This is a genomic window from Roseivirga spongicola (genome assembly GCF_001592965.1).
GTDB lineage: Bacteria > Bacteroidota > Bacteroidia > Cytophagales > Cyclobacteriaceae > Roseivirga > Roseivirga spongicola.
The window spans coordinates 954,891-976,560 of sequence record NZ_LRPC01000028.1 but is presented as its reverse complement, the minus strand read 5'-3'; the positions used below and the strand labels follow the sequence as shown (position 1 = coordinate 976,560).

The 21,670-nt window shown below is 40.6% G+C and carries 17 protein-coding genes; 5 read left to right on the top strand and 12 right to left on the bottom strand.

Annotated features, from left to right (window positions below; all coding sequences use genetic code 11):
• Positions 1 to 435: 435 nt before the first annotated feature.
• The 5 genes from AWW68_RS16060 to AWW68_RS16035 form a co-directional block, all read right to left on the bottom strand.
• Entirely contained in the window at positions 436 to 1,791 is a 1,356-nt protein-coding gene (locus tag AWW68_RS16060) for a Shedu anti-phage system protein SduA domain-containing protein (RefSeq protein WP_068223210.1), read from the bottom strand.
• Between the two features lie 676 nt (positions 1,792 to 2,467).
• A complete protein-coding gene (locus AWW68_RS16050) occupies positions 2,468 to 3,316 on the bottom strand; it encodes a DUF6624 domain-containing protein (protein ID WP_157717681.1) in 849 nt (282 codons plus the stop codon).
• Positions 3,317 to 3,755: 439 nt separating this feature from the next.
• Complete coding sequence (locus tag AWW68_RS16045; protein WP_068223201.1) at positions 3,756 to 4,889, bottom strand: hypothetical protein; 1,134 nt, start codon at positions 4,887 to 4,889, stop codon at positions 3,756 to 3,758.
• Between the two features lie 748 nt (positions 4,890 to 5,637).
• Entirely contained in the window at positions 5,638 to 6,693 is a 1,056-nt protein-coding gene (locus AWW68_RS16040; protein ID WP_068223198.1) for an NAD(P)/FAD-dependent oxidoreductase, read from the bottom strand.
• 6 nt (positions 6,694 to 6,699) lie between these two features.
• Positions 6,700 to 8,661, bottom strand: coding sequence for a LodA/GoxA family CTQ-dependent oxidase (locus AWW68_RS16035; protein WP_068223195.1), 1,962 nt, complete (start codon positions 8,659 to 8,661; stop codon positions 6,700 to 6,702).
• A gap of 459 nt (positions 8,662 to 9,120) precedes the next feature.
• Between AWW68_RS16035 and AWW68_RS16030 the strand changes: the two genes are divergently transcribed.
• From AWW68_RS16030 to AWW68_RS16020, 3 genes are read left to right on the top strand one after another with little or no spacing between them, the layout of a single operon-like run.
• Positions 9,121 to 9,759 carry a hypothetical protein gene (locus AWW68_RS16030; RefSeq protein ID WP_068223193.1) on the top strand — a complete coding sequence of 213 codons (639 nt, stop codon included), beginning with the start codon at positions 9,121 to 9,123 and terminating at the stop codon, positions 9,757 to 9,759.
• Positions 9,760 to 9,765: 6 nt separating this feature from the next.
• On the top strand, positions 9,766 to 10,875 hold the full coding sequence (locus AWW68_RS16025; protein ID WP_068223191.1) for a helix-turn-helix domain-containing protein: 1,110 nt from the start codon (positions 9,766 to 9,768) through the stop codon (positions 10,873 to 10,875).
• Between the two features lie 11 nt (positions 10,876 to 10,886).
• Complete coding sequence (locus AWW68_RS16020; RefSeq protein WP_084375719.1) at positions 10,887 to 11,732, top strand: DUF2911 domain-containing protein; 846 nt, start codon at positions 10,887 to 10,889, stop codon at positions 11,730 to 11,732.
• A gap of 47 nt (positions 11,733 to 11,779) precedes the next feature.
• Here the strand turns inward: AWW68_RS16020 and AWW68_RS16015 are convergent, their stop codons facing one another.
• Entirely contained in the window at positions 11,780 to 12,202 is a 423-nt protein-coding gene (locus AWW68_RS16015; RefSeq protein ID WP_068223186.1) for an SRPBCC family protein, read from the bottom strand.
• A gap of 198 nt (positions 12,203 to 12,400) precedes the next feature.
• Between AWW68_RS16015 and AWW68_RS16010 the strand changes: the two genes are divergently transcribed.
• Positions 12,401 to 13,666 (top strand): DUF2130 domain-containing protein, encoded by a 1,266-nt coding sequence (locus AWW68_RS16010; RefSeq protein ID WP_068223183.1) that lies wholly within the window; start codon positions 12,401 to 12,403, stop codon positions 13,664 to 13,666.
• A gap of 138 nt (positions 13,667 to 13,804) precedes the next feature.
• Here the strand turns inward: AWW68_RS16010 and AWW68_RS16005 are convergent, their stop codons facing one another.
• Positions 13,805 to 14,707: a YihY/virulence factor BrkB family protein gene (locus tag AWW68_RS16005; protein WP_068223180.1), complete on the bottom strand. Its 903-nt coding sequence runs from the start codon at positions 14,705 to 14,707 to the stop codon at positions 13,805 to 13,807.
• A 250-nt stretch (positions 14,708 to 14,957) separates the two neighbouring features.
• Between AWW68_RS16005 and AWW68_RS16000 the strand changes: the two genes are divergently transcribed.
• Complete coding sequence (locus tag AWW68_RS16000) at positions 14,958 to 15,548, top strand: superoxide dismutase family protein (RefSeq protein WP_068223177.1); 591 nt, start codon at positions 14,958 to 14,960, stop codon at positions 15,546 to 15,548.
• 361 nt (positions 15,549 to 15,909) lie between these two features.
• On the opposite strand, the gene AWW68_RS15995 is transcribed toward AWW68_RS16000, so the two are convergent.
• The 5 genes from AWW68_RS15995 to AWW68_RS15975 form a co-directional block, all read right to left on the bottom strand.
• Positions 15,910 to 16,827, bottom strand: coding sequence for a GTP-binding protein (locus tag AWW68_RS15995; protein WP_068223174.1), 918 nt, complete (start codon positions 16,825 to 16,827; stop codon positions 15,910 to 15,912).
• A gap of 749 nt (positions 16,828 to 17,576) precedes the next feature.
• A complete protein-coding gene (locus AWW68_RS15990) occupies positions 17,577 to 18,050 on the bottom strand; it encodes a DUF6265 family protein (protein WP_068223171.1) in 474 nt (157 codons plus the stop codon).
• A 32-nt stretch (positions 18,051 to 18,082) separates the two neighbouring features.
• Entirely contained in the window at positions 18,083 to 19,111 is a 1,029-nt protein-coding gene (locus AWW68_RS15985; RefSeq protein ID WP_068223170.1) for a polysaccharide deacetylase family protein, read from the bottom strand.
• The gene (locus AWW68_RS15980) at positions 19,095 to 19,931 is read right to left on the bottom strand and encodes a glucosaminidase domain-containing protein (protein ID WP_157717680.1); all 837 of its coding nucleotides are present in this window, start codon (positions 19,929 to 19,931) and stop codon (positions 19,095 to 19,097) included. The genes AWW68_RS15985 and AWW68_RS15980 overlap by 17 nt, the downstream gene beginning before the upstream one ends.
• Before the next feature lie 85 nt (positions 19,932 to 20,016).
• Positions 20,017 to 21,561 (bottom strand): hypothetical protein, encoded by a 1,545-nt coding sequence (locus tag AWW68_RS15975; RefSeq protein ID WP_068223168.1) that lies wholly within the window; start codon positions 21,559 to 21,561, stop codon positions 20,017 to 20,019.
• Between the last annotated feature and the right edge of the window lie 109 nt (positions 21,562 to 21,670).

Genomic DNA, 21,670 nt, shown 5'->3' with positions numbered 1-21,670 from the left:
TCATTCCCGACTTGATCGGGAATCCGTTTACTCTAGCGCCTTACTTAAAAATGAACAGAGGGGTTTTATCACCCTGAATGTGTTTCAGGATCTCCCGAATGAAAAGGAAAACCTAGTATTAGTGTCTCACTAAGACTTTTTTGTTTGGTGTGTGGTCTCAGCGAGACGCTAAGACCAGAAGGTCTCTTATCTTCCCCCGTAGGAGGAAGACAGTTCTGAGTACAACCAGTGGCACTGTCGTTTAATACTTGCAGAATGGGATGTCCCTCTCTCCCGAGAATTCAGGACGAGTCAAAAGCTTGCCTGCAGCAGGCAGGGGTGGGGCTCAAAATCTAGTCTTAGTGTCTCACTAAGACTTTTTTGTTTGGTGTGAGGTTTCAGCGAGGCGCTAAGACCAGGGGGAGGGTATTGCATATAGGTTTTGTTGTGCGTTGTTTATTCTTTGTTTAATTCTAGTCTTGTCCTCGCATTTTCCAATAGCTCAGAATATGTCAGTATTTTAATGTTCTTTAATGAATGTTGTAACTCTTTATATGCTTGAAGACAATCATTGTCATAGTCTTCTTTTGATACTTTGGCTTTAACGGAATCACTTAATTGGTCATAGTCTTTAGAAAGTTTCTTCCAAGAACCAATAACTATCAACGCCTTAGGACGAATACTCTCAACAAACATGGTATTGCCAATTTCGTCATTTATAAACTCTCTTATTTTCTTTCCTACGATCAAGTATTCATCGTCATTATCCTTATGAATTGCCGTTATATATCTTTCAGTTTGTGATATGGCGATTGCAAGGTCTTTAGATGGATAAAACTTGCCTCTTCCATTCCCGTAATCGAAAAGATATTGGTCTGGCCTTTTGAGTTCAACGATTTCAATGTCCCCTAAATGATTAATAAGGATTAAATCAAATTGTGAGCGTGAACTTCCTTCATGAATAACGTATTTATCAGTGTTCAATAAGGCAGGAACCCCAAAAATTGAATATTGCCCGTAATCGCTCAATACTTTCTCCATAAGATGTTCTGGGCCCGTAATACTGACTTTGGTGTATTTGAACTTATCTGAGCCTATCTCTTTTACTTTAGGCTTTGTTAGTCTATCAATATCTAGTATTTCTTCGATTGTGTCTATCAGCCATTCTGTTTGCTTGTTGATATGTTTTTCAATTACAACTTTAGATGATTCACCTGACTCTAGACTATCCGTAAATGCAATTATATCCTCTTGTGTAAATTCTCCACTAGCAAGAATCTTATCAAGAAGAAGCGAGTAATCTCTTTCAACCTCAATTTCAGTAGTGTCAAGTCCAAATTCTGAGTTCATATATGGAACCACTCGATTAAACACCCTTACTTTTTTGTCTTTTCCTTCTTCACGATTGATGCGATTAATCGTTTCATAAAGCGCCTTGGTTATGTAAATCTCATTCCCATTGATAGAATTTGATTCATGACCTATATAAATTCTTTCGATAGTATTTCCCAGACTTTTGAAAACCTCAAACACATTCTTTGCACCCTTTGGTGGGTTAATTGGATTAGAGTTAACAAGTGTTAAGTTCTTATGGCTTAGGACAAGTGTCACTGAATAATTATCCTCCCACAGTGGAGAAGTAGAAGTAGGTGAAAATCTTGTTTTTCCATACACTAATTCCGTGTCAGATACTTGTAATAAAACATCGTCACCAACTTGATATAAACTCTCGTTGTCAGATATAGCCTCATATTGAGCTAATGTATTAAGCTTAGTTTGTAGTTTTTCTTGGACTGTCTTTTTAAATGCCATTCAAAGAGTTTTGTTTTAATAATGCACAACGTTAGCTATGAGCCACTATGGTGGCTGTTATATTCTTATAATTTGTCAAAAGTTCATTATAGCCAAACTATATCGTGTGCTAAACGCACCTTTTTCGTTTCTCGAAAATCACGGGGAAGTATCTGTTCCGTGTGTGTTTTCCAACCTAAGATAATAAAATCCACAAAAGCATTTGCATCATACTTTCTGTATGTCATTCACATAAAAATGGGGGTGAATATGGAAAAGGGTAGGTTCATTGGTCAGACCAATAGGGCTGGGCTGCTCAGCCGCCACAATCGGTGTCCTCACCGATTGATCGCTCATGTTGCGGGATTAGTGCCTGAATTCCGTCATGGTGAGGACACCATGACTGGTGGGGTGCAATTATCGACAAGAAGGATACCCGAGCGGATTCTTCAGTCGACTCATCTTTGATTTACATCAAGATGATTCTCCTTCTGAATGACGCGCTATGGTGGCAGTTTTCGGTGCCAAATATGGAAAAGGTATGTTTATTGGTCAGACCACTCCAAGTGGTCAGACCAATAGGGGTGAGCTGTTCAGCCGCCACAATCGGTGTCCTCACCGATTGATCGCCCAGGTTGCGGGTTTTGCGCCTGGAATCCGTCATGGAGGGGACACCATGACTGGCGGTGAATTGTCCTTATTGAACCTGCTTTACATTGAATTCTATATTCCAACGCTTCAAATAATCCTCTATAGGTCCAAAACCTATTTCTGTTCTTCTTTTGTTGACCGATTCAGGTGCAGATAGTTCGTATAATACCCATTGCCCATCCTTTTGTGTGATTTGGGTGCCATAAACTTGTGGTTTGCCATCACCCATTAAAATCCTGTCCTTCATCATGGCTATCTCTGTTGATCTCAGGTCACCATTTTTTGCCGATTGCTCTAGGAGCGGAAAGTACTTCTTTCTGTTTTCATGATCCCCATGCTGAATTGTTAGCCATATAGCGGTCATTTGTGTTTTATTAACCTCGTTTAAGGTGGGCATTCCGCAATTTTCTATCAGACTGATGACTGTGGTGAGATTCTTGCGATCAATTTCAGGGTCCATGGTTCCATTGGTTCGCGTACCCTGATCGCTCTCATAAACTGCCTGTAATATTTCCTGCTTTTGAGCACAATCGATGTCAACTAGCTCAACTGGCGGTTGATATGTGAAGGCTTTTCGGATTCGTTCCTGTAGTTCTAAGTCTTCTGCCGTTGCCTTTCTAATAATTATTTCCTTTACTTCACCGTTCCCATCAGCATAATTGTCCATGGTCCATTGTTCAGGATTCTGGATTGTCAGCAAGGAATCAAAATTTAATGCTTCTCCTCGTTCATTTTTGAATATGACAGTTTGCATGTCAGGGCGTCTTTTTTGTTTTGCTCTTTCAATTAATTCTGTTTCGGAAAGCTTAGTCAACCCTTCTGGTTTGTATTTCTTGTTGTTGCAAGAACTCAAAATCATAATCAGAAGAAAGCAGATGTAGATTAGGTGTTTCATTCTATGTTTTGTTGATAGTTTTGAATCTGACTTAATGTACACTTGGATACGTAGGAGTCAGTCGGTAATGGTGTTAATTGTAACTCTTTAGCCGTCCAATATGGCATACCATACGCACCTTTTTAGTTTCTAGAAAATCACGGGGAAGTATCTATTCCGTGTGTGTTTTCCCACCTAAGATAGTAAAATCCATAAAAGCATTTGCATCAACTTTCTGTATGTCATTCAGATTAAAATGGAGGTGAATATTGAAAGGGATAGACTCATTGGTCAGACCACTTCGAGTGGTCAGACCAATAGGGGTGAGCTGCTCAGACGCTACAATCGGTGTCCTCACCGATTGATCGTCTAGGTGTGGGTTTAATGTCTGAACCCCGTCAAGGTGAGGACACCTTGCCTGGCGATATGAGATGTACTCTCCTTTGAATTAAAGTAGGCATTATTCAAGCTTGTATTTGTAGAAGGTCCTTAGTGTTTTATCACCATCCTCTCGCAAAGAAATACCTCCGACATATAAGTAATCATCAATAAAGGTGAAATACTTAGCGGTCGGAAGCTTGTATAGCCTCTTTGTCTTAGTTTCAAGGTCATATTCGAGTAGGGTCATTTTTCGCTTATTATATTGTAAAATCTCGTAAGCTTCAAGAGACTTCTCATTCTCATCAACATAGCTTATAATCCTGTAAAGACGTTTTTTGTGATAAATAACAGTTTCAAAATCAGTTTCTTTAAGCTTGAATTCCAAGCTCTGTGAGCGATCTGGATACCGATCGAATAATTTAGACTTCCCAAATTTATCTGAGCTTAAATACAAGCTAGATATTGTACTAGTTGCTGGATTCCAGAAGTAAATAGAGTCTGAGAATCGATAATTAATAACTAGTGAATCCTGATTGATTGCTTCTATTGTTGGTGACAGACGATCTACTGTAATGGATTTATCTTTTGTGTAACTAGGATAAGGAATAGAGTCAATGAATTGATTACTGCTAAAGTCAAACGACCTTACAGGGGTTGATTTAGTGAAGATTTTAGGATCGTCAAACCTAATAAATTGTGCAGTCGGTATGAATATTTTCTCATCTAAGAAAACTGCGTTAGAATAATAGCCGCTGACATTATACTTTGAATTATCGGTAGCATTATATGCGTATTTTTCTAATAACTCACCCGAGCGACTATATAAGTAGAAATGTGGAGCTGTGGCAGGGAATACGAAAAGAGAATCACGGTTTTTGAAATAAACGGAAGCGTCAGATGAATTGTATCCGTTTGGCCCTTGCCGAGGGATTACTAATGGTTCTAAATACTTGCCTGAAAGAAAATCAACCTGATGAATAACTAGGCTGTTATTACTGCCTAAGCCATACTCTACTAGAATCTGTTGATCTTCACGATTGTAAGTGCTCCAAGAGGTGAACTGTAAAAACTCCTCTGGTAGCTCTATTTCTAAACTATCTACCGGTTCAAACGCTAAGATATCATCCTCAGAAGAGCCATTTTCATTACTACAACCAAAAATAATTAAAGCAATGATTGGAATTAGGCAGTCTTTGATATTGAAATTAATCATGGTGCTCTCTGATTTTCTTTGACCAAGTTCAATTTACACACAAATGTTTTATAGAACCAATTGACTAGCATACCAAGTGATAATATGCCTACCGCCACAATCGGTGTCACACCGATTGATCGCTTATGTTGCGGGTTTAATGTCTGGAAACCGTCATGGTGGGGAGACCAAGACTGGCGGTGTGTGATTATTGACAAGAAGGGTGCCTGAGCGGATTCTTCATTGATATACATCAAGATGATTCTCCCTGTCCGCAGCAGGTAGGCTTCTGAATGACGCGTTATAGTGGCAGTTTTCGGTGCCAAGTATTGAAAAGGGTGAGCTCATTGGTCAGACCACTCGAAGTGGTCTGACCAATAGGGTTGAGCTTCTCAGCTGCCACAATCGGTGTCTTCATCGATTGATCGCCTATACTTTTGGGTCAGCGTTTTGAATCAATTATGGTGGGGAATCAAGTCTTATCTGGTGCAACTTGATGACTTACTTTTCTTTTGATTCTCCAAAAGAAAAGTAACAAAAGGAAACGCGACCAACATCAAAACCATCGAGGTTGCGGTGTTTATTTTTAAGTGCTTTATCAGTCGATGGTCACGTCCCGAAGATTGTCGGGATTGGATCTCCGCCCTCCTTGAGTGAATAAGGACTAATCAATGGCTTTATGCTGCTGTAGATACATTGTTCTTTGAAGGTTATAAGTCAAGATTAGTACTAATCTCCCTTAAGAAAACTAGAGTCTGGACCGTCAGCTTTAATCTTTAACTACAAAACCTTGTCTATCCTCAGCATATCGCTGAAAAGCTGCCCATAGAACAGATTCATAAGCATTCAGTGCTTCGGTATTTCCTTTGAAGTAGGAAAGTATAGCGTTGGCAGCATCTCTGGCTGTGGCCATAGCCATGGTTATACCGTGGGCTGAAATGGGATCGTAGGTGAGGGCGGCATCGCCAATGGCTACCCAGCCAGAACCATATAGCACTTCCAAAATACTACTGTGAGCCGCTACAGTCTGACAGTCGGCTATTAATTCGCCTTGGGCTTGGGCAATTCTCTTGGTGGTTTGTGGGCTCTGTTCTAGAAGTTTTTGCCATTCTTCTGCCGTAGGCTGAGTGGGGAGCTTTATGCGCTCGGGTGGATAAAAATATGTCGTCACCATTCTGTTGCCAGGTATAGGAGCCGCGTACCACCAGCCAGCGCCTTCGGTTTCCACTAGGGTTCTGCTGTCTTCAAAATCTTCTGCTATGTTGAGAAAAGCCACTAGGGCAAGCTGTTCAGCCTCATATAGTCGGTCAATACCCATTTGTCTAGCTAGCCAGCTATTTCTGCCAGTAGCATCTATCATAAAATCGGCCTTAGTGCTATGGCTACCTTGCGGATTGTTCAATTCAACCTTCCATTGCTCATTTTCAAAGCGTATAGATGTTATGCGTGTTTCGGTAAGCAACTGTGCACCCAGATCGGTTGCTTTGTTGAGTAGCATTTGGTCGAAGGCCAAACGGTCCAAATGCCAACCATGTCCTAGTGGGTGCTGGAGGAAATCGTGATGCGTTGGCGTTTTGCTATGCCAGTAGCTTACATTTCCATAGCATTTGAGATGAGAAGCTTGGCAGAAGCTTTCCCAAACATTGAGTTGTTGAAGTAACTTAGAGGCATCGGGAGAGAGGCTCTCACCAATTTTAAAAGTGCCAGTACTGCTAGCTTGCGACTGTCTTTCTACCAAGGTTACTTCAAAACCCAACTGTCGTAGAAAAATGGACGCTGCACAACCAGCAGTACCAGCACCTAATACCAGAATTTTCTGGTTCATAGAGGTTTATCTCAGTTTACGAGGGTTAACATCGACCCAATCAGGGCGTTTGGTAGACTCCACTTGAGAAGATTTCAGAAGTCCTCTTTTCTGGTCTTCATCAATGCTTCTACCACTTTCTACCCACACTTCTTTTGGGAATAAATCGGTGTCGCTCTTCAATGGCTTCTTCAGAATGATTCCGATTTTGTACCATTCTTCGGTGAATTTAGTTACTCCTTTCATGCGTTCGCTAATGGAGTTTCCGCCAATAAACTGACCGTCTTCTGTGAAGATATAACCACGCAACCACTTGCGTCTGCTCGAAGGGCTGAAAGCCTTGATCTTCTTCTCTTTTGGAGTTTTCGGATTCTGAATGGTTTCATAATCCTTTTCGGTGAGCACATCGTTCGGTACTCTAGCTGGCCAAAACGTGGGCAGGTATTCACCGGCATATGCCCTGTAAGCAGAAAGACAGCTAGAAGTATCCGATTGCCACGGTACGGCCATCCATCGGGTGATGTCTCCAGGAGAGCTTCCATCTAGTGGGCCACCTTCTCCCAAAGCAATTGAAGAGTCAAGTGCTACACCAAAATCATCTTTTACGTTCTTTCTCCTTTTGATTCGCCAAGGGTCTTTGTCATCGAACATTATGGCATTACGCATTGGCCAAGTGAACTCGCAACCTGGGTGAAAAGGTCCACCTAGGGTTTCTTCTAAAGCAGCTTCTGTTAGTCCGTTCGCTTGTTCTTCGGGCGACATATCGTCCCATTTTTTAGGCTGAATTGGTTGGTCTTCATCGAAGTCTCCCAAAGCCCAATTTTTCAGGTGTAAGTACTGAAGTTCAGTAACCGCATACCAGTTTCTTGGGTCGGTAGAGTTCATGTTGAAAGTAACGGCATCGCCATACAGTGGAGGCCATGCTTCAGCTTGCATTTCGGTGTAAGTTGGGTCTCTGAAACACTCCAAAATAGTTTGGCGGAATGGTCGGTTTTTCTCGCTTTTGTCATTCAGTTTTTTGAGTAATGCCTCATTGTCGAACTCGTAGGCACTTCCCCAGCCAAATTCTCTGCTTACTCCAGCATTTACCCATTGATTTTGGGTGAGGTGTTGAAGGGTAGGGTAAACGTTTTTATAAAAGCTTGTTTTGTTCGGTTTGTGTGTTCCATTTCTGTACTGAACATCTTGCAATAGCTCGTAGCCCGTGGTAAACGCTTGAACACCTACTGCGTAGTTTGGTGGAGCTACAACCACCCAAGCTCCAGTGGCCTCCATTGTTACCTTATTTTTTCCTTCGCCCCAGCTTACAGACGCATCTACTGGTCCGTCAGAAGTATCATCGTGCCAGCCTTCATTATTAGCGAATGTGGTTAAGGGTTTATCTTCAAAGCTTGCAGAATGGCCTCTTCCACCTAGAAAAAGAAGTCTACCTTCTTCATCGGTTCTTACCTCGCCAAGGTAAACATCTGTCTGTTTCTTACCGATTTGTCCTTCGAAAATATATCCTTTTCCCGTGCCTTTCTGATTAGTGTTTTTTCCGCTGATTCTTCTGGCAGTAGCCTCAATCATTAGCTCTTTTCTTGAGCCATCATAATAGAGGTTTCGCTTTTGACAAAGGGTGGGTAACCCTCTTGGGTTTTGTGCATTTCCGTTAACGTCATAGTAGCCTTCCGCAGCAGGAATATCCAATGCAATATCGAACTGATACCAAGCCGCTTTTTTATTGGCCACATCAACCTTCCAGTCAATTGCCACGCCATGACTCTCGTTGAGTTCGCCTAGAACATTTCCTTTGTCATCTAGACCGAAAATACGGAACTGTGCGGCCTGCCTTTTAATTCGGCCTTGAGCATCGCGGAAATCGTCAGGGTCTTGAGCTGTTACCCCAGGAACTGTAGGGCCAATGAAGTATTCGTTCGGGCTGTTGCCTACACGCGCTATACCAATGCTAGGATATATAGCCACGCTTTTGACTTTGTTTAAGTCCATTATGTGTGTGTTTTAAAGTGGATAATTTATTGAGATGAAAGATAGTGAATTTTCTATGGGTATGGAATTTATGAATGTGGCTAAAGAGTACTTGAATTTGGAAGTTTTTTAATTCTTGCCTACAGAGATTCCTTCTCTTCCGAGGCATCGGGAGGGAGGGATGTAAGGATGGGGCTTTAACCCTAGTCTTAGCATCTCGCTAAGACTTATAGGTTGGGCGTGGGTCTCAGCGAGACGCTAAGACCAGAGGGGAGCTCTATCTTTCAAAAACTTACCCACAATTTCAGTCCGTTTTTGGTACCGATACGGAATGCGTACCTCTCTAGGCCCTTTTTGCTTCTGCCGAATGGGAGTGACAAATAAATTGGCAGCATGAAAAATTTAAAGAAAAACAGGGCAATCAGAATAGTATGCCTTTTAAGTTGGCTATTCACTCTGTGTTTGCAAAGTAGCTTAACAATGGCTCAGTCAGATTCAGTAGTTTATAGGTTTAAGGAAGGAGAAGTTCTTGATCTTCTTTTCCTCACACAAAAGCCTGGGACAAAAGAGCTATTTAATGACTATATGAAAACGGCTGTTCCTGTAGGAGAAGCCTTAAGTTATAAGCCAGTTGCTTCGTTTAGAGTAAATGAAAACTTACAAGGAAATTATCAGCCAGAACTCTTAATTCTAGCTAAATGGGACGACATCGATAAAAGAGAGGCTTTCTTGAACGATATTGAAGGAGAGGTGGCAGACTTTCATCAGAGAAGACGCAACATTTGGTCGTCTTTTGGGCTCACTTACTACGAAATGTCAGCCGAGGTCAACTTCGTTGTGCACAAAGAAAAATTCAAGGTGCTTACTGCTTATTGGTCTGAAAAAGCCAAGCCTTTTAAACAGTTCAAAGAACAGTGGTTGCAACAAGCAGAAAGTTCTGGTGGAACAGTGAGTTTATTAATGGAGGAAGGAATATCTCCGTTGGGTTATTTTTATCAGCCCGATCTATTTATAATTACAGAATGGGACAGCCAAGAATCATTTGAACGCTTTCACCGCCTCAACTTAAAAATGAATCACGAAGGAGTGAAGCACGTCAATCAGATGGCTATCAACTAATAAACCATGCAGGTATTCCTCAACCAACTTGTTTATTTCGGCTTTCTTCAGAGTCTCTTTCTATTGTTTGTTTACTTAGTTTCTCCAAAAAACAGAGAAAATGTTAACGGCTACATCGTCTTTTTCATAATCATTCTCACGGTAGGCTTAAGCAGTAGGGTAGCTTATCTCTCAGGTATTGTGGAAAACAATTATAGATGGGTGGTTTTCTCTGAGTTTGCTACGCTAATGTTCGGCCCAACGGTGTATCTTTTTACTAAGTCTTCACTGTATGGAGAGCGGTTTAAAACTCAGAACCTATATCATTACTTACCTGCGGTAGTGTACAATGCCTTCGTAGTGATGTTTTTCATTTGGCCATCTGACGAGGAGTTGCAAGCAAGAACAGACTCTGGTGAGCAATTGAGGAATGTGATGCTTTTTGTGGGTGTGGGTTTAGTCTACAATGTAACCTACTGGTATCGGTCGGTACGGCTTTTTCGAAAGTTTAAAACAAAGCTTGAGTCTGAGATTAGCTATGTAGTGCAATCGCGCTTTTTTAATAACTTTTTAATCGCTGTTGGTGGTTGTCTACTCTGTTGGTTTACCATGTATTTGTTGAGTCTAGTGGGCATACAGTTGCTCAATAAATTGGCCTGGCAAACGGTTTGGATGAGCCTAGCACTGATCATTTTGTTTATAGCCTTCTACGTGTTGAGATCGCCCGAATTATTCAAAGTAACAGAGTTAAGCAAGGTCAAAAAATACTCGAATTCTAGACTTTCGCATTCCGATTTAGAACAGCTGGAGCTAAGGTTGAAGGAGCTAATGGTAGAAAAGAAGCCTTACCTCAATGCAAAGCTACTTAAAGCTGAATTGGCTGAAATGTTGGAGGTCAGTAGCCCTGAAGTAGCTAGATTACTCAACGAACGTATCGGGATGAATTTTTTCGAATATGTGAACTACTACAGAGTGAAAGAATTTGTGGAATTAGCTAAATCAGAGAAGTATAAAAACCTGACAATGTTTGGTTTAGCTCAAGAGGCAGGGTTCAACTCAAAAACCACATTCAACAAGTCCTTTAAAAATCTTATGGGGAAATCTCCCTCAGAATACTTCAAAAATCAAACTTCTTAAGTAACACAATTATGTTTAGAAAATTATTGATGGTGCTACCATTATTGGTGGCACTTTGCGGAACCTCTATGGCTCAACTTAGGGTGCCAAACGTTAGTCCTTATGCTGCTGTAAAACAGTCTATCGGAATGAGTACCATTGAGGTAAATTATTTTAGGCCCAGTGCCAGAGGTAGAAAAGTATTTGGTGAAGGTGGTATTGTACCTTTTGGTGAAGCCTGGAGAGCAGGTGCCAATTCTGCCACAAAAATCATTTTATCAGATGATTTCAATGTGAGGAATAAGGTTTTGGCTAAGGGAGAATATGCCCTTTTAGCAATTCCATTATCGGACCGATGGGAACTGCAATTCTATCCTTATGACAGTCAAAACGGGTTAAGTTATGTGACTAAATCTCCAGTTTTAACAGTGCTAGCCGATGTAAATGAGACCGTGGGCTTCAAAGAAACCTTCAGTATTTCCTTGGAGAATGTGATGCTTAATACTGCAAATCTAGTTTTGCATTGGGGCAATTTACAAGCTACTCTACCAATGGAAGTGGAGATAGATACTCGTGTGATGAGCCAGATTGAGCGGGTAATGAAAGGGCCTAGTAACAACGATTATTTTCAGGCTGCGCTTTTTATGCATGAAAGAGGAATAGACCTAAAAAAGGCACTAGAGTATATTCAGAAAGTCACTAGTAATAAGACTGCGCTTTTCTTTCAAGTACATCGAGAGGCTTTAATTTTATCTGATTTAGGAAGGGCAGAAGAAGCCATTGTTGCAGCCCAAAGGTCAATGAAGTTATCTGACGAGGCAGGAAATCAAGACTTTGTCAGACTCAATCAACGTCTAATTGAAAAGCTTAAAAATTAGATAGAAAAAGCCATTCCCTTTTAGGCGTGGCTTTTCTTTTTACTCTATCAAGATTTTATGCTTTTTGTGTGCTTTTTGTAGTTGTTGAGTATGGCTTGCCAGCCGCCTTTTTGCATTTCAATTGGGTTTTCTGTTTCGGCATCGAAGGTGGTAATCACTAAAATGGAATCTCCTTCTTCTTTAAATGTGGTTTCTACAGATCGGCCGTCTTCCAAATGGTAAACCAATCTTCTCTTTTCTTCAACTACATCATAAATACCCTCAAAGTCGAATCTAAAACTACCGTCTTTTGCTTCCATTCTAGACTTTAATTTACCACCCTTTTGAAGGTCGTTTTCAGCTGATGGACAATGCCAACTATCATCTGCAAAGTTCCATTGTGTGATGTGTTTCGGCTGAGTGTAGCTATCCCATGCAGTTTGAAGGTCCGAACTAATAGTTGCTTCGATAGTGATTTTCTGGAAAGTCATGTTATTGGGTTTTCAAGGACGAATATATGTGTTTTTGTGGTTTATTATTCTAGAGACCCGCACTACCTTATAAGCTTAGGTGGGCTTGAATAGATGCTTTCCTAGGTTTGGAGTCCACTGAGGATATTATTTTAGGAAGTGATAAGGAAATGTGTCGCAGAGAGGATTTTTCTTCTCCATTGAATAAATTTGTTCAGCATGTCAAACAACAATCAAATCAATTGCCCGAATTGTGGCACCGCAATAGATGTACAGGATATTCTCTCACATCAGCTAGAGGAGGAAATCAAGCAAAAATATCAGGCTGAATTGAACACAGCTCAACAGAAATTCAAGGCCGAACAGGAAGTGTTGGCCAAAGCGCAAGCTGACTTTGAAGAAAAGAAGAAGCGTGAAAACGAGCTTTTTCAAGATAGGTTGGAAAAGCAAATGGCTCATGAGAAGAAGCTGCTAGAAGATAAGCTAAAGTCTAAACTGGCCACAGAGCAAGCAGAACAATTCGAGGCATTGCAGAAGGAGTTGAACGAAAAGTCTGAGCAGGTTAAAGAACTCAACAGATCTAAGGTTGAGATTGAAAGGCTTAAGCGCGAAAAAGAAGAGGCTTCTGAACAGGCTGAATTGAAGGCGCAAAAGCTACTGAATGAAATGCTTATTCAGGAGCGTGAGAAGATCAGTAAATCTGAGGCCGAAAAGAACGAGCTTCGAATGAAGGAGCTAGAAAAAAAGCTCGAAGACCAGAAGAAGCTCACGGAAGAAATGCAGCGAAAGCAGGCTCAAGGCTCTATGCAATTGCAAGGAGAGGTGCAAGAGTTGGCCATTGAAGAGTGGCTTTCGACTCAATTTCCTTTAGATACTATTGAGGAAATTAAAAAAGGCGCTCGTGGTGCCGACTGTATTCAGGTGGTGAATACCAGAACAGTCCAGAACTGCGGAAAAATCTATTATGAGAGTAAGCGGACTAAAGATTTTCAGCCTGGATGGATAGAGAAGTTTAAAGCTGATATGCGCGATAAGGAGGCCGATGTCGGGGTACTTGTTACCGAGGCCATGCCATCCGATATGGACCGTATGGGCTTAAGAGATGGAGTCTGGGTTTGTTCTTTTGGCGAGTTCAAAGGCTTGTGTGCGGTGTTGAGAGAATCGGTAATTCAACTCAGTAAAGTGGCCATTTCTCAGGAAGGCAAAGGCGACAAAATGCACATGTTATACGACTTCCTTACAAGTAACACTTTCCGCATGCAGGTAGAAGCAATTGTGGAAGGTTTCTCACAGATGAAGTCCGACTTAGAGCGAGAGAAGAACTCTATGCAGCGTATTTGGAAACAGCGCGAGAAGCAAATTGACAAGGTGGTTACCAATACCATAGATATGTATGGATCTATCAAAGGAATTGCGGGTAATGCTGTGCAGAGCGTCAAGGCTTTGGAGCTAGATGCCGGTCTGCCTGAAGAAGGGGAGGATTGATATATCCAATTTTAGATTTACGATGTTGGATGCGTTTTTAACGAATATCGTAAATCTAAAATCTAACAGTGTTTATTACTGAGTGATGAGTTTTAGCTAGCCTTCAACTAATTCAGATAGGATTAAGAGATAAGCTAACTACTCATCCTTTAGCTCAACATATTTAATCCGCTTGGCATAACGAGTCGAGCGGATATACACATCACTGACCTTCGCCATTGCTTTGATCAGTTCACCCCCAAAGAACAGGATTACAGAGGAGTAATACACCCAGAGCATTAGTATAATTACTCCAGAAGAGGCACCACCAAGTTTGCTGAAATTACTGTTTCCTATATACCAGCCAATACCGAATTTACCTACAAGTAGTAACAGAGCAGTAATGAGGCTTCCTTTAAAAATGAACCTCTTAGGAATGACTACATCAGGTAAAAACCTGATGAGAGAGTAAATAACCCCATAAATAAGCAATAGAATAAGTCCATATTGTGCCACCATGGCCATAGCTACGGACAGTTCATCGAAAGTATTGCTCAGAAAGTCTACAAAGGTGACCACTATGGAGTCTACAATCAACGAGATGATCATAATGAATCCAAGACTCAATACCATGCCTAATGAAATAAGCCTATCGATTACTAACTTCTTAAAACTTTTACCTTCTATAGCTTTTACCTTAAATATCTCATTGAAAGACGTTTGCACCTGAATAAAAATATTGGTAGCAGAATAGAGTAAAATTCCAGCACCCGCTATTAGAGAAAAGGTATTTTGATCTTCTCGATGCAACGTGTCCATTAAAGTTCTTACTCCACTCGCACCTTGCGTTCCTATTAAGTTTTCAAACTGTGTGGTTACCTGGTCTCTCACTACGGCATCATCGGCAAATATTCCTGCTATGTAAATGGCTAGTAGAATGAGAGGAGCAATAGAGAACAAGGTATAAAAAGAAAGCGCTGCGCTGAATCTAAAGCAGTGGTCGGCTAAAAATGACGGAACAGCAGTCTTCAGTACCTTCCAAGCATATATAATGTGTTTCATGGCGTTCGGATGCTATAGTGTGCCTTTATACTCACAAATATCAAGCGCGTTTTGGCCATTATTGTTTTTGACCATTCAACGCTAGTTTCTAAAGTAATGCTCGACTATGCTCTACAATTTTGACAAGCCTATTTTCAAAATGACAAAGTTTTGAATTGTCCAACCTTCGTTTTTCGGCTTAAAACGCTGTTTTTCATTTCTTGGCATAGGTTTTTCAATATGGTTGGCAACCAAATTTGAATTGATCGCCATGAAAATTTTAACCAAAAACTTAACACTTGCACTAGGAATAGGGATGGCCATCTTCGCTTGTTCTGAAACAAAGGATAAAACAGAAGAAGTCGACCAGTTAGAAATGGAGCAAACGCAACCAAAAACTAACATGGAAGACAAAACCATAACCACTCAGATAATGAGTAAAAGTGGAAGCGACTTGGCTGGCATGGTGACGTTTAAAGAGGTGGCCGATGGTTCGCTAGATGTGACAGTGGCTTTAAGAGGAATTGCCCCTGGAGAGCACGCTGTTCACCTGCATGAAACAGGAGATTGTTCTGCCCCTGATGGTAAGTCTGCAGGAGGACATTGGAATCCTCTAGGTGTAGAGCATGGACATCGATTAGAAGATGAGGAATTTCACAAAGGAGATATTGGCAACATTACAATTGGCGAAGACAGCACAGGAACTTTTAATATGCAGGTAGAAGGTTGGTCTATAGAAGGCGATTCTACTACTAATATTCTGAACAAAGCAGTAATTGTTCATGCTGGCCCAGATGATTTCACTTCTCAGCCTTCGGGAGCAGCCGGCCCAAGAATTGGATGCGGGGTGATTGCAAAATAAAATTAGACATCAACGAGATTTACTTTTCAAGTAAGTCCTATACATAGATTCATTGACCTAGACCATTTCGATAGACGATCGGAGTGGTCTTTTTTTATTGTTCATTTTGTTAGACTTGCCCCTTAATCAGCCATAAGAAAGGGAAGTGAATATATTTGGCAGAGCGTTCTGTCCTGAAGTCGAGGCAAAGAAGAGTGATCAAATTACGGCCATTGTCTAATAACTCATCACAAGCTTACCAGTTTTTCACTAATTACAAATGCCTAACTTACCAATGGCCAATCATGCAATTCTTACTACTTCTATAAAAGTTCGTAGGCGCGCAGAGTGCAAAAACAATTAAGACCCTAAGAGTAAGAATTTAAACAGTTTTGGCGTTGGCTATGTTAATGCTTTCCGTTATAGCTTGCTCTAATACACTTGGATCACTACCAGGACCAACACATAGAAGTTTTGGGCCAGTGGTTGGTTCTCCATAAAAGGCTTTCATTGTAACCTCTCCACTTGGTGTACGCTGGAAATATGTGTAGCTATCATCATCACCAACTTTGGTACAGCCTTTAACACGTAGAATGTTATCGGGCAATCTTTTGCAGAGCTCGTTTATGCAGGAGCTATTGGGCAAATACGGTAAATCTACTGAGCAAGATGACCAATGTGCTTTTAGATGATCTAATTGTTGAGGCTTATTGGTAGAAGGTGTCAGTTTAGGAAGAATTGTCAGGTTAAATGCTTCCATGCTTGTCACTTCAGCAGAAGAGTTAACTCGTTTAATATCTCTTATTACAAATGACTTTCGTTCTTCAGAAATACCCTCTAAATGGGTTAGAATTACTAGTGAAGAGACTTGTATTTGGTTTAATTCGAGCTCATTGAATTCACCACGATTTTGCCAGTTCTTCGCATCTACTACAGATATCTGAATGGGTGGTTCATATCGGTCATTTAGTCCCACACCAAGAAATCCCATCAAAGAACATGCGTCAGAAGTGCCATTAGCCTCAATAAATGTGATGCCATTTTCTCTTTCGGGGATGTCGTTTACAAAATTTCTAAGTTCTCCAATTCCACTACAACAAATACAGCTTCCGCTAAGCGCTCGGAGCGAATTTGCGTCTATTTGCTCTAAAAATTGCTGAACATCTAGATTAGCATTTTCATAGTCATTCAGAATAACAAATGGATTCCATCCTTGCTCAATAGATTTGGTTACCAAGTGCTTTAATAAGGTGGTCTTTCCTGCTCCTAGAAAACCTACTATTGTAATAATCGACTCCATTGACTCAAAATTAGCTCAAATTTTTTCTTGAAGATCGGTAGCCTAGCTTTTAAGTTCGAGCTCTTTGTTCAAAATCAAGACCGATAGATGTTCAGAAGGTGCTTTTTAGTTTGATGTCTAGGAGACCGAGCAGTACCCTGTAAAGGCATATCGCAGCTTTCAAAAGACTTTTTTCTCATCCCGAGGAAGCGAGGGATCTGCCGAGCCTGACCACTGACTCCATTTGTAAATGAGTGGTGAATAGTTTTGCGGACAACTCTTAAACTGACGGCAAAGCAGTTGCTAGTAAAAGTCGAAGCGAGATGCTTCAACTAGATTTCGTATGACTGGTCAGACCACTCCAAGTGGTCTGACCAGTGGTTCGATTCTAACACGGTGAACTCGGGTGAGTCTAGACAGATGCACAGAATCCCTTTCAGCAGATGTCTGAGCGAGATGCTACACGAGATTGGATTGGTAGCTAAGTTCCCTTCTTGTTGAAGGCTAGCTACTCACTTTAATTATTTACATAGGGCTGTCAGCCTCTAATAGCCTTTTTCTCATCCCGAGGAAGCGAGGGATCTACCCAGCCTGACCACTGACTCCATTTGTAAATAGGTTCTGAATAGTTTTGGTGAAGACACCAAAACTGGCGGTAAATCGGTGCTGAGGCGTTTTGCGGACAATTCTGAAACTGGCGGTAAAGCGGTTGCTAGCAATAGTCGAAGCGAGACGCTTCAACTAGGGTAGGGCATGAAGTTTAACACTGGCTAGTCCATTTTCTTAAAAATGAAGCTCGCTTTCTTATCTCCACCATCAGAGATTGTGGCGGTCATTTGGCCATCTCTTAATTCATAGCTAATCATTTTAGGGAAGTCATGCTCAGGGTTTTCGCTTATAAATCCGTACTCTGAAAGTTTAGTAAATTTAAAGTAGATGGGCTCAGTGTTTTCCCGAACATCGGCCACATAGTACAAGGTGCCTTCTCTTTGTTCAATTTTTAGCTTTTCAACAAAAGTAGTGTCTGCGCCTCTCATGCTGAACCCAATTCCCCTTAATGAGCTTTCAGATTCTTTTTCCCAATATTCAAAAGCTTTTGTACCCACTTTTACATTAGTACGTTCCCACTTGCCAATAAGCCATGCTACATCATTTATGGTCTGAAAGGACGGTCTTAGTGAAGAACTAGTGGAAACTATGAAGATAATAGTTAGAAATACGGTTGAGAGTAGTGCCCTTTTCACGTGCAATGTTTTACTCAATTTAGCAATTTTTACTATTCCTTAATAGACGGGATAACCCACAAGTAGCTGAACCAGTGCCACTTGCCTTCATTGTCAGGTACAGTAATGGTAAAGAGGGTTCTGCGCCTTTTAAGGTCGCGGTCTGGCCTTACATTTAGTTTTACTACACCATCTTTAACCACTTGCATTGACTTTTTGCATTCAGCTCCTTGTATAAAACACTGCAGCTGATCTAGCCTGAGGTTAGATTCTTGAAACTCCATATTTAATCTCGGCAGGCTTTCGCTTCCCATATAACCACTACTGATGGGTTCATATTTGGTAACCTCAATAGGCAGGGCTTTTAATTTGCCCACAAAGTCTTCTAGCTTGGCATAAGCTTCAGACATTGGAAATCTAGGTAAATGGAATACCGGAATTTCTTTATAGAGAAGTCCCGAATTTTGAGCAGCAGCGCCTAGATAGCCTTCGTTTTTTAAATGTTCGGCCATCTCAATATTCCATTCACCATAAGGGTAGGCAAAGAGAATTGGTTTTTCACCTAGGTTGGCCTCAAACTGAGCTTCACTGGTTTTAAGGTCTTCTAAAAATTGATTATGATTTCCGTTCAGAAAGTATGCATGACTGTGAGAGTGATTGCCAATTTCAATACCTGCCTGCTGAACTTCTGTGATCTCATTCCAATCCATATAATCGCTTCCGCCAACGGTCTCTGTATTTACAAAAAGCGTAGCAGTAAATCCGTACTTTTTCAGCAAAGGAATGGCGTTTTTATAGAATGTTTTGTACCCATCATCTACGGTAAGTACAGCTGTTTTTGGAAAGCGGTTGCGTTTTTTTACTCTTTCAATAGCCTCAGAAAGAGTAATTACCTGATAATCGTTATCCTTTAGGTATTTGAGGTGTGCCTCAAACTGCGCCAACTTAATATTAGTGCTTGGGAAACGGTCGTCACCAAAACGGTGATATACAAACGTTGCAATAGAACTGGTTTGAGCTAAAAGTCTGGGAGCTAATAAAAGCGTAAGTGCTAGAAAGAGAAACTTATTTTTTAACCACATAGGCAGGGTCGATCTGATATTTGTCGTACTGCTGAAAGTTATTGTATCTAATCATACCCAAAAGTTGGGCTACGTATTCATCGCCACGCTCTGAGTATCTGTCAAGATAAGGAAGAAGCTCCCGAATATTTTGAGTTTCTGCTCTTTTTCTTCTGAAGTTTGTGTAGGCAGGAACTCTGGCTATGGTTTTGAAGTAATCCATAACAGACTCCGCTATGTTGTCGTATTTTCTCAAATATACCTGATACTCTTCTCTGCTGATACTGGCTGGTATTCGAGGTTCATCTGAATCGAAACTCCAAACCCCGAAAACATTATTAGCTTCCATAAAAAAGCGAGACTTACCCCAGCCAGACTCTACAGCGGCTTGTGCCAAAACTATACTATTTGGGTGAGTAAGAAGCCTACGCTTGAGGGTGGCTAAATCATCGGTTTTGAATTCTTCGGCCCAGTTGGCTACGAGCATACTATCTCCCTGATCTTGAATGCCTTCCTTCATAATTTCTTCAAGTCTCTTCAGGTCCTGATTCAATTGCCATTTTACTATAAGAATGGCCGGGAGCATAACGTTGATAAACTCTTCTTTGGCCTGTTTATAGGGGAGGGCATCTAGAAAATAGACATGGTCATACAATACAGGTTTTACCAAAACACTGTCTATATGCAAAATATCATCTACGTTCTCCACATAGATTTTTTCAGTCTTGAGAACTAATTGAGTGGCTTTATTAATCTCCTCGATTGGCTTAGGCCTGTGAAGAATAAGAATGAAAAGAGCAATACTGAGCAGTACAAGAACAACCTTTCGTTCGTCAGACATAAAGTAAATATAAGAGTTCTGAGGACTCAGCCAATTTTGCTGAGCCCCTTCATCGAACTCCAAAAGTCGTAAAAAGGTTACAGCCTTACCTCATCTGTACTCTAGCTTTTTCGCGAACCATTTCTGCAAAACTTCTTCCTTCAATTTTAGAATCTATCCAGCTCATTAAGTCGAAGTAGAGGAGGGTCTTTCTGGAGAAATCACCGTCATTTACTTTTTCTATTTCAGCTTTTAGGCTCATAAATCCCTTTTTGAGGTCTTGAGGATAGATAGACCCAATTTTGCCAAGAAAATCTAAAAATACTTGCTGCACTCTACCTAGGTTTTCTTCATAAACTATAAAGTCATAGGCGGCCTTCAGTTTTTGCTCGAAATACTGCTCTTCGCCAGTGTCGTAATCTATAAGAATACTGAGAATTCGAGCATAACCTTTAAGGTCGCTGCGGAGTCTATCGCTGTCATTAAGTAGTTTATTTAGGTAGAAACGAGCATCATTATGCCTTTCTGAAGCAAAGTAGAAAACAGATGCTTTGTAATAGATGACTACCAAATTATGCTTGTCTATGAACTTTTTATTGGCTTCTACCTTTTTCATTACCTCCTGAACCTTTTCTAGGTTCTCGGTAAACTGGGTAGTCATGAACACATGGTTGAAGGTTTGAATGGCCTTATATTTGACCAATAGAACCTGCGTATTGCTGGCTAGTGTTGCACCTTCTTTTTCTTCAAAATTTGAAAGCGCTTGATAGTATTCATCATATTTGGTGAGGTTATTTACTCTAAAGGCCGATTGTAAAAGTCTGTTTAACCCTTTTAAATAGGCAGCTCTTCTCTTTTTATCCAGACCTGTTTCATGAAAAATGTTTACCCATTTTTCTGCGTAGTGCACACAATCATCAAAATCGTATGTCAAATAAGAAAACCAATAATATGCTCTGTAGAGATAGAATTTCTCATTGAAGGCCAGCTCTTCTTCCTTAAAATCGGGAAGATTAGTATAAAACAGGGCCTTTAGGTTATTCATTTCCCTTTCAGATTTAACCATTCCATGTTGAACAAACCTAGCCTTTAAACGTGTGGCTAAAGTGAAGAACTTCTGTACATTCATAAAGCGCTTCATGGCTTTATCAGTTTGCACATCTATATCATAGGCTTGCTCTTCTTCTAGGTCGAAGACTTGTTGTGATCGTATTTGTTTTTCATAATCTAATAAGGCAAGATGAAAAAGGTCTTTTCTATAGTCTCCTGTAATATTTTTGGCGCGATTGAGCAGTCGTAAACTTTGCTGGTATAGTCCCTTTTTATAAAGTACCCGAATAAAGTCAAGCTGTTCTCGCAACTCAATATCAATATCATCCTTAAGGTTAGAGAGTCTCAAACTTCCTAATATTTGAGAGTAAAGGTGAGATTTGAGGTTGGCAAACTGTGTTTTACTGGTGTCTGGTAATTTCTTTAAAATGAGTTCTTCATTATAAAGCTCCATTCTTTCCATTACATCAAAGAGCTTAATGTATTTGGTTTCAGTACTACCTCCAGATCGCTTTGCATAAAGCTTAAAGCTTCTCTTTTCCGACTTAGTCATAGACTGAATTAGCTCAAAAAGTAGCTGCTCGTTTGGTGTTTTGGACATGTGATAATTGTTGAATTTAAGTAGTTGTTTGTCAGTTAGTTAATTCGTTAAAATGCAAAGCTGAAATTCATATCTCTTTCAAAATTCCATTCTTTCGATCCAACCAAAA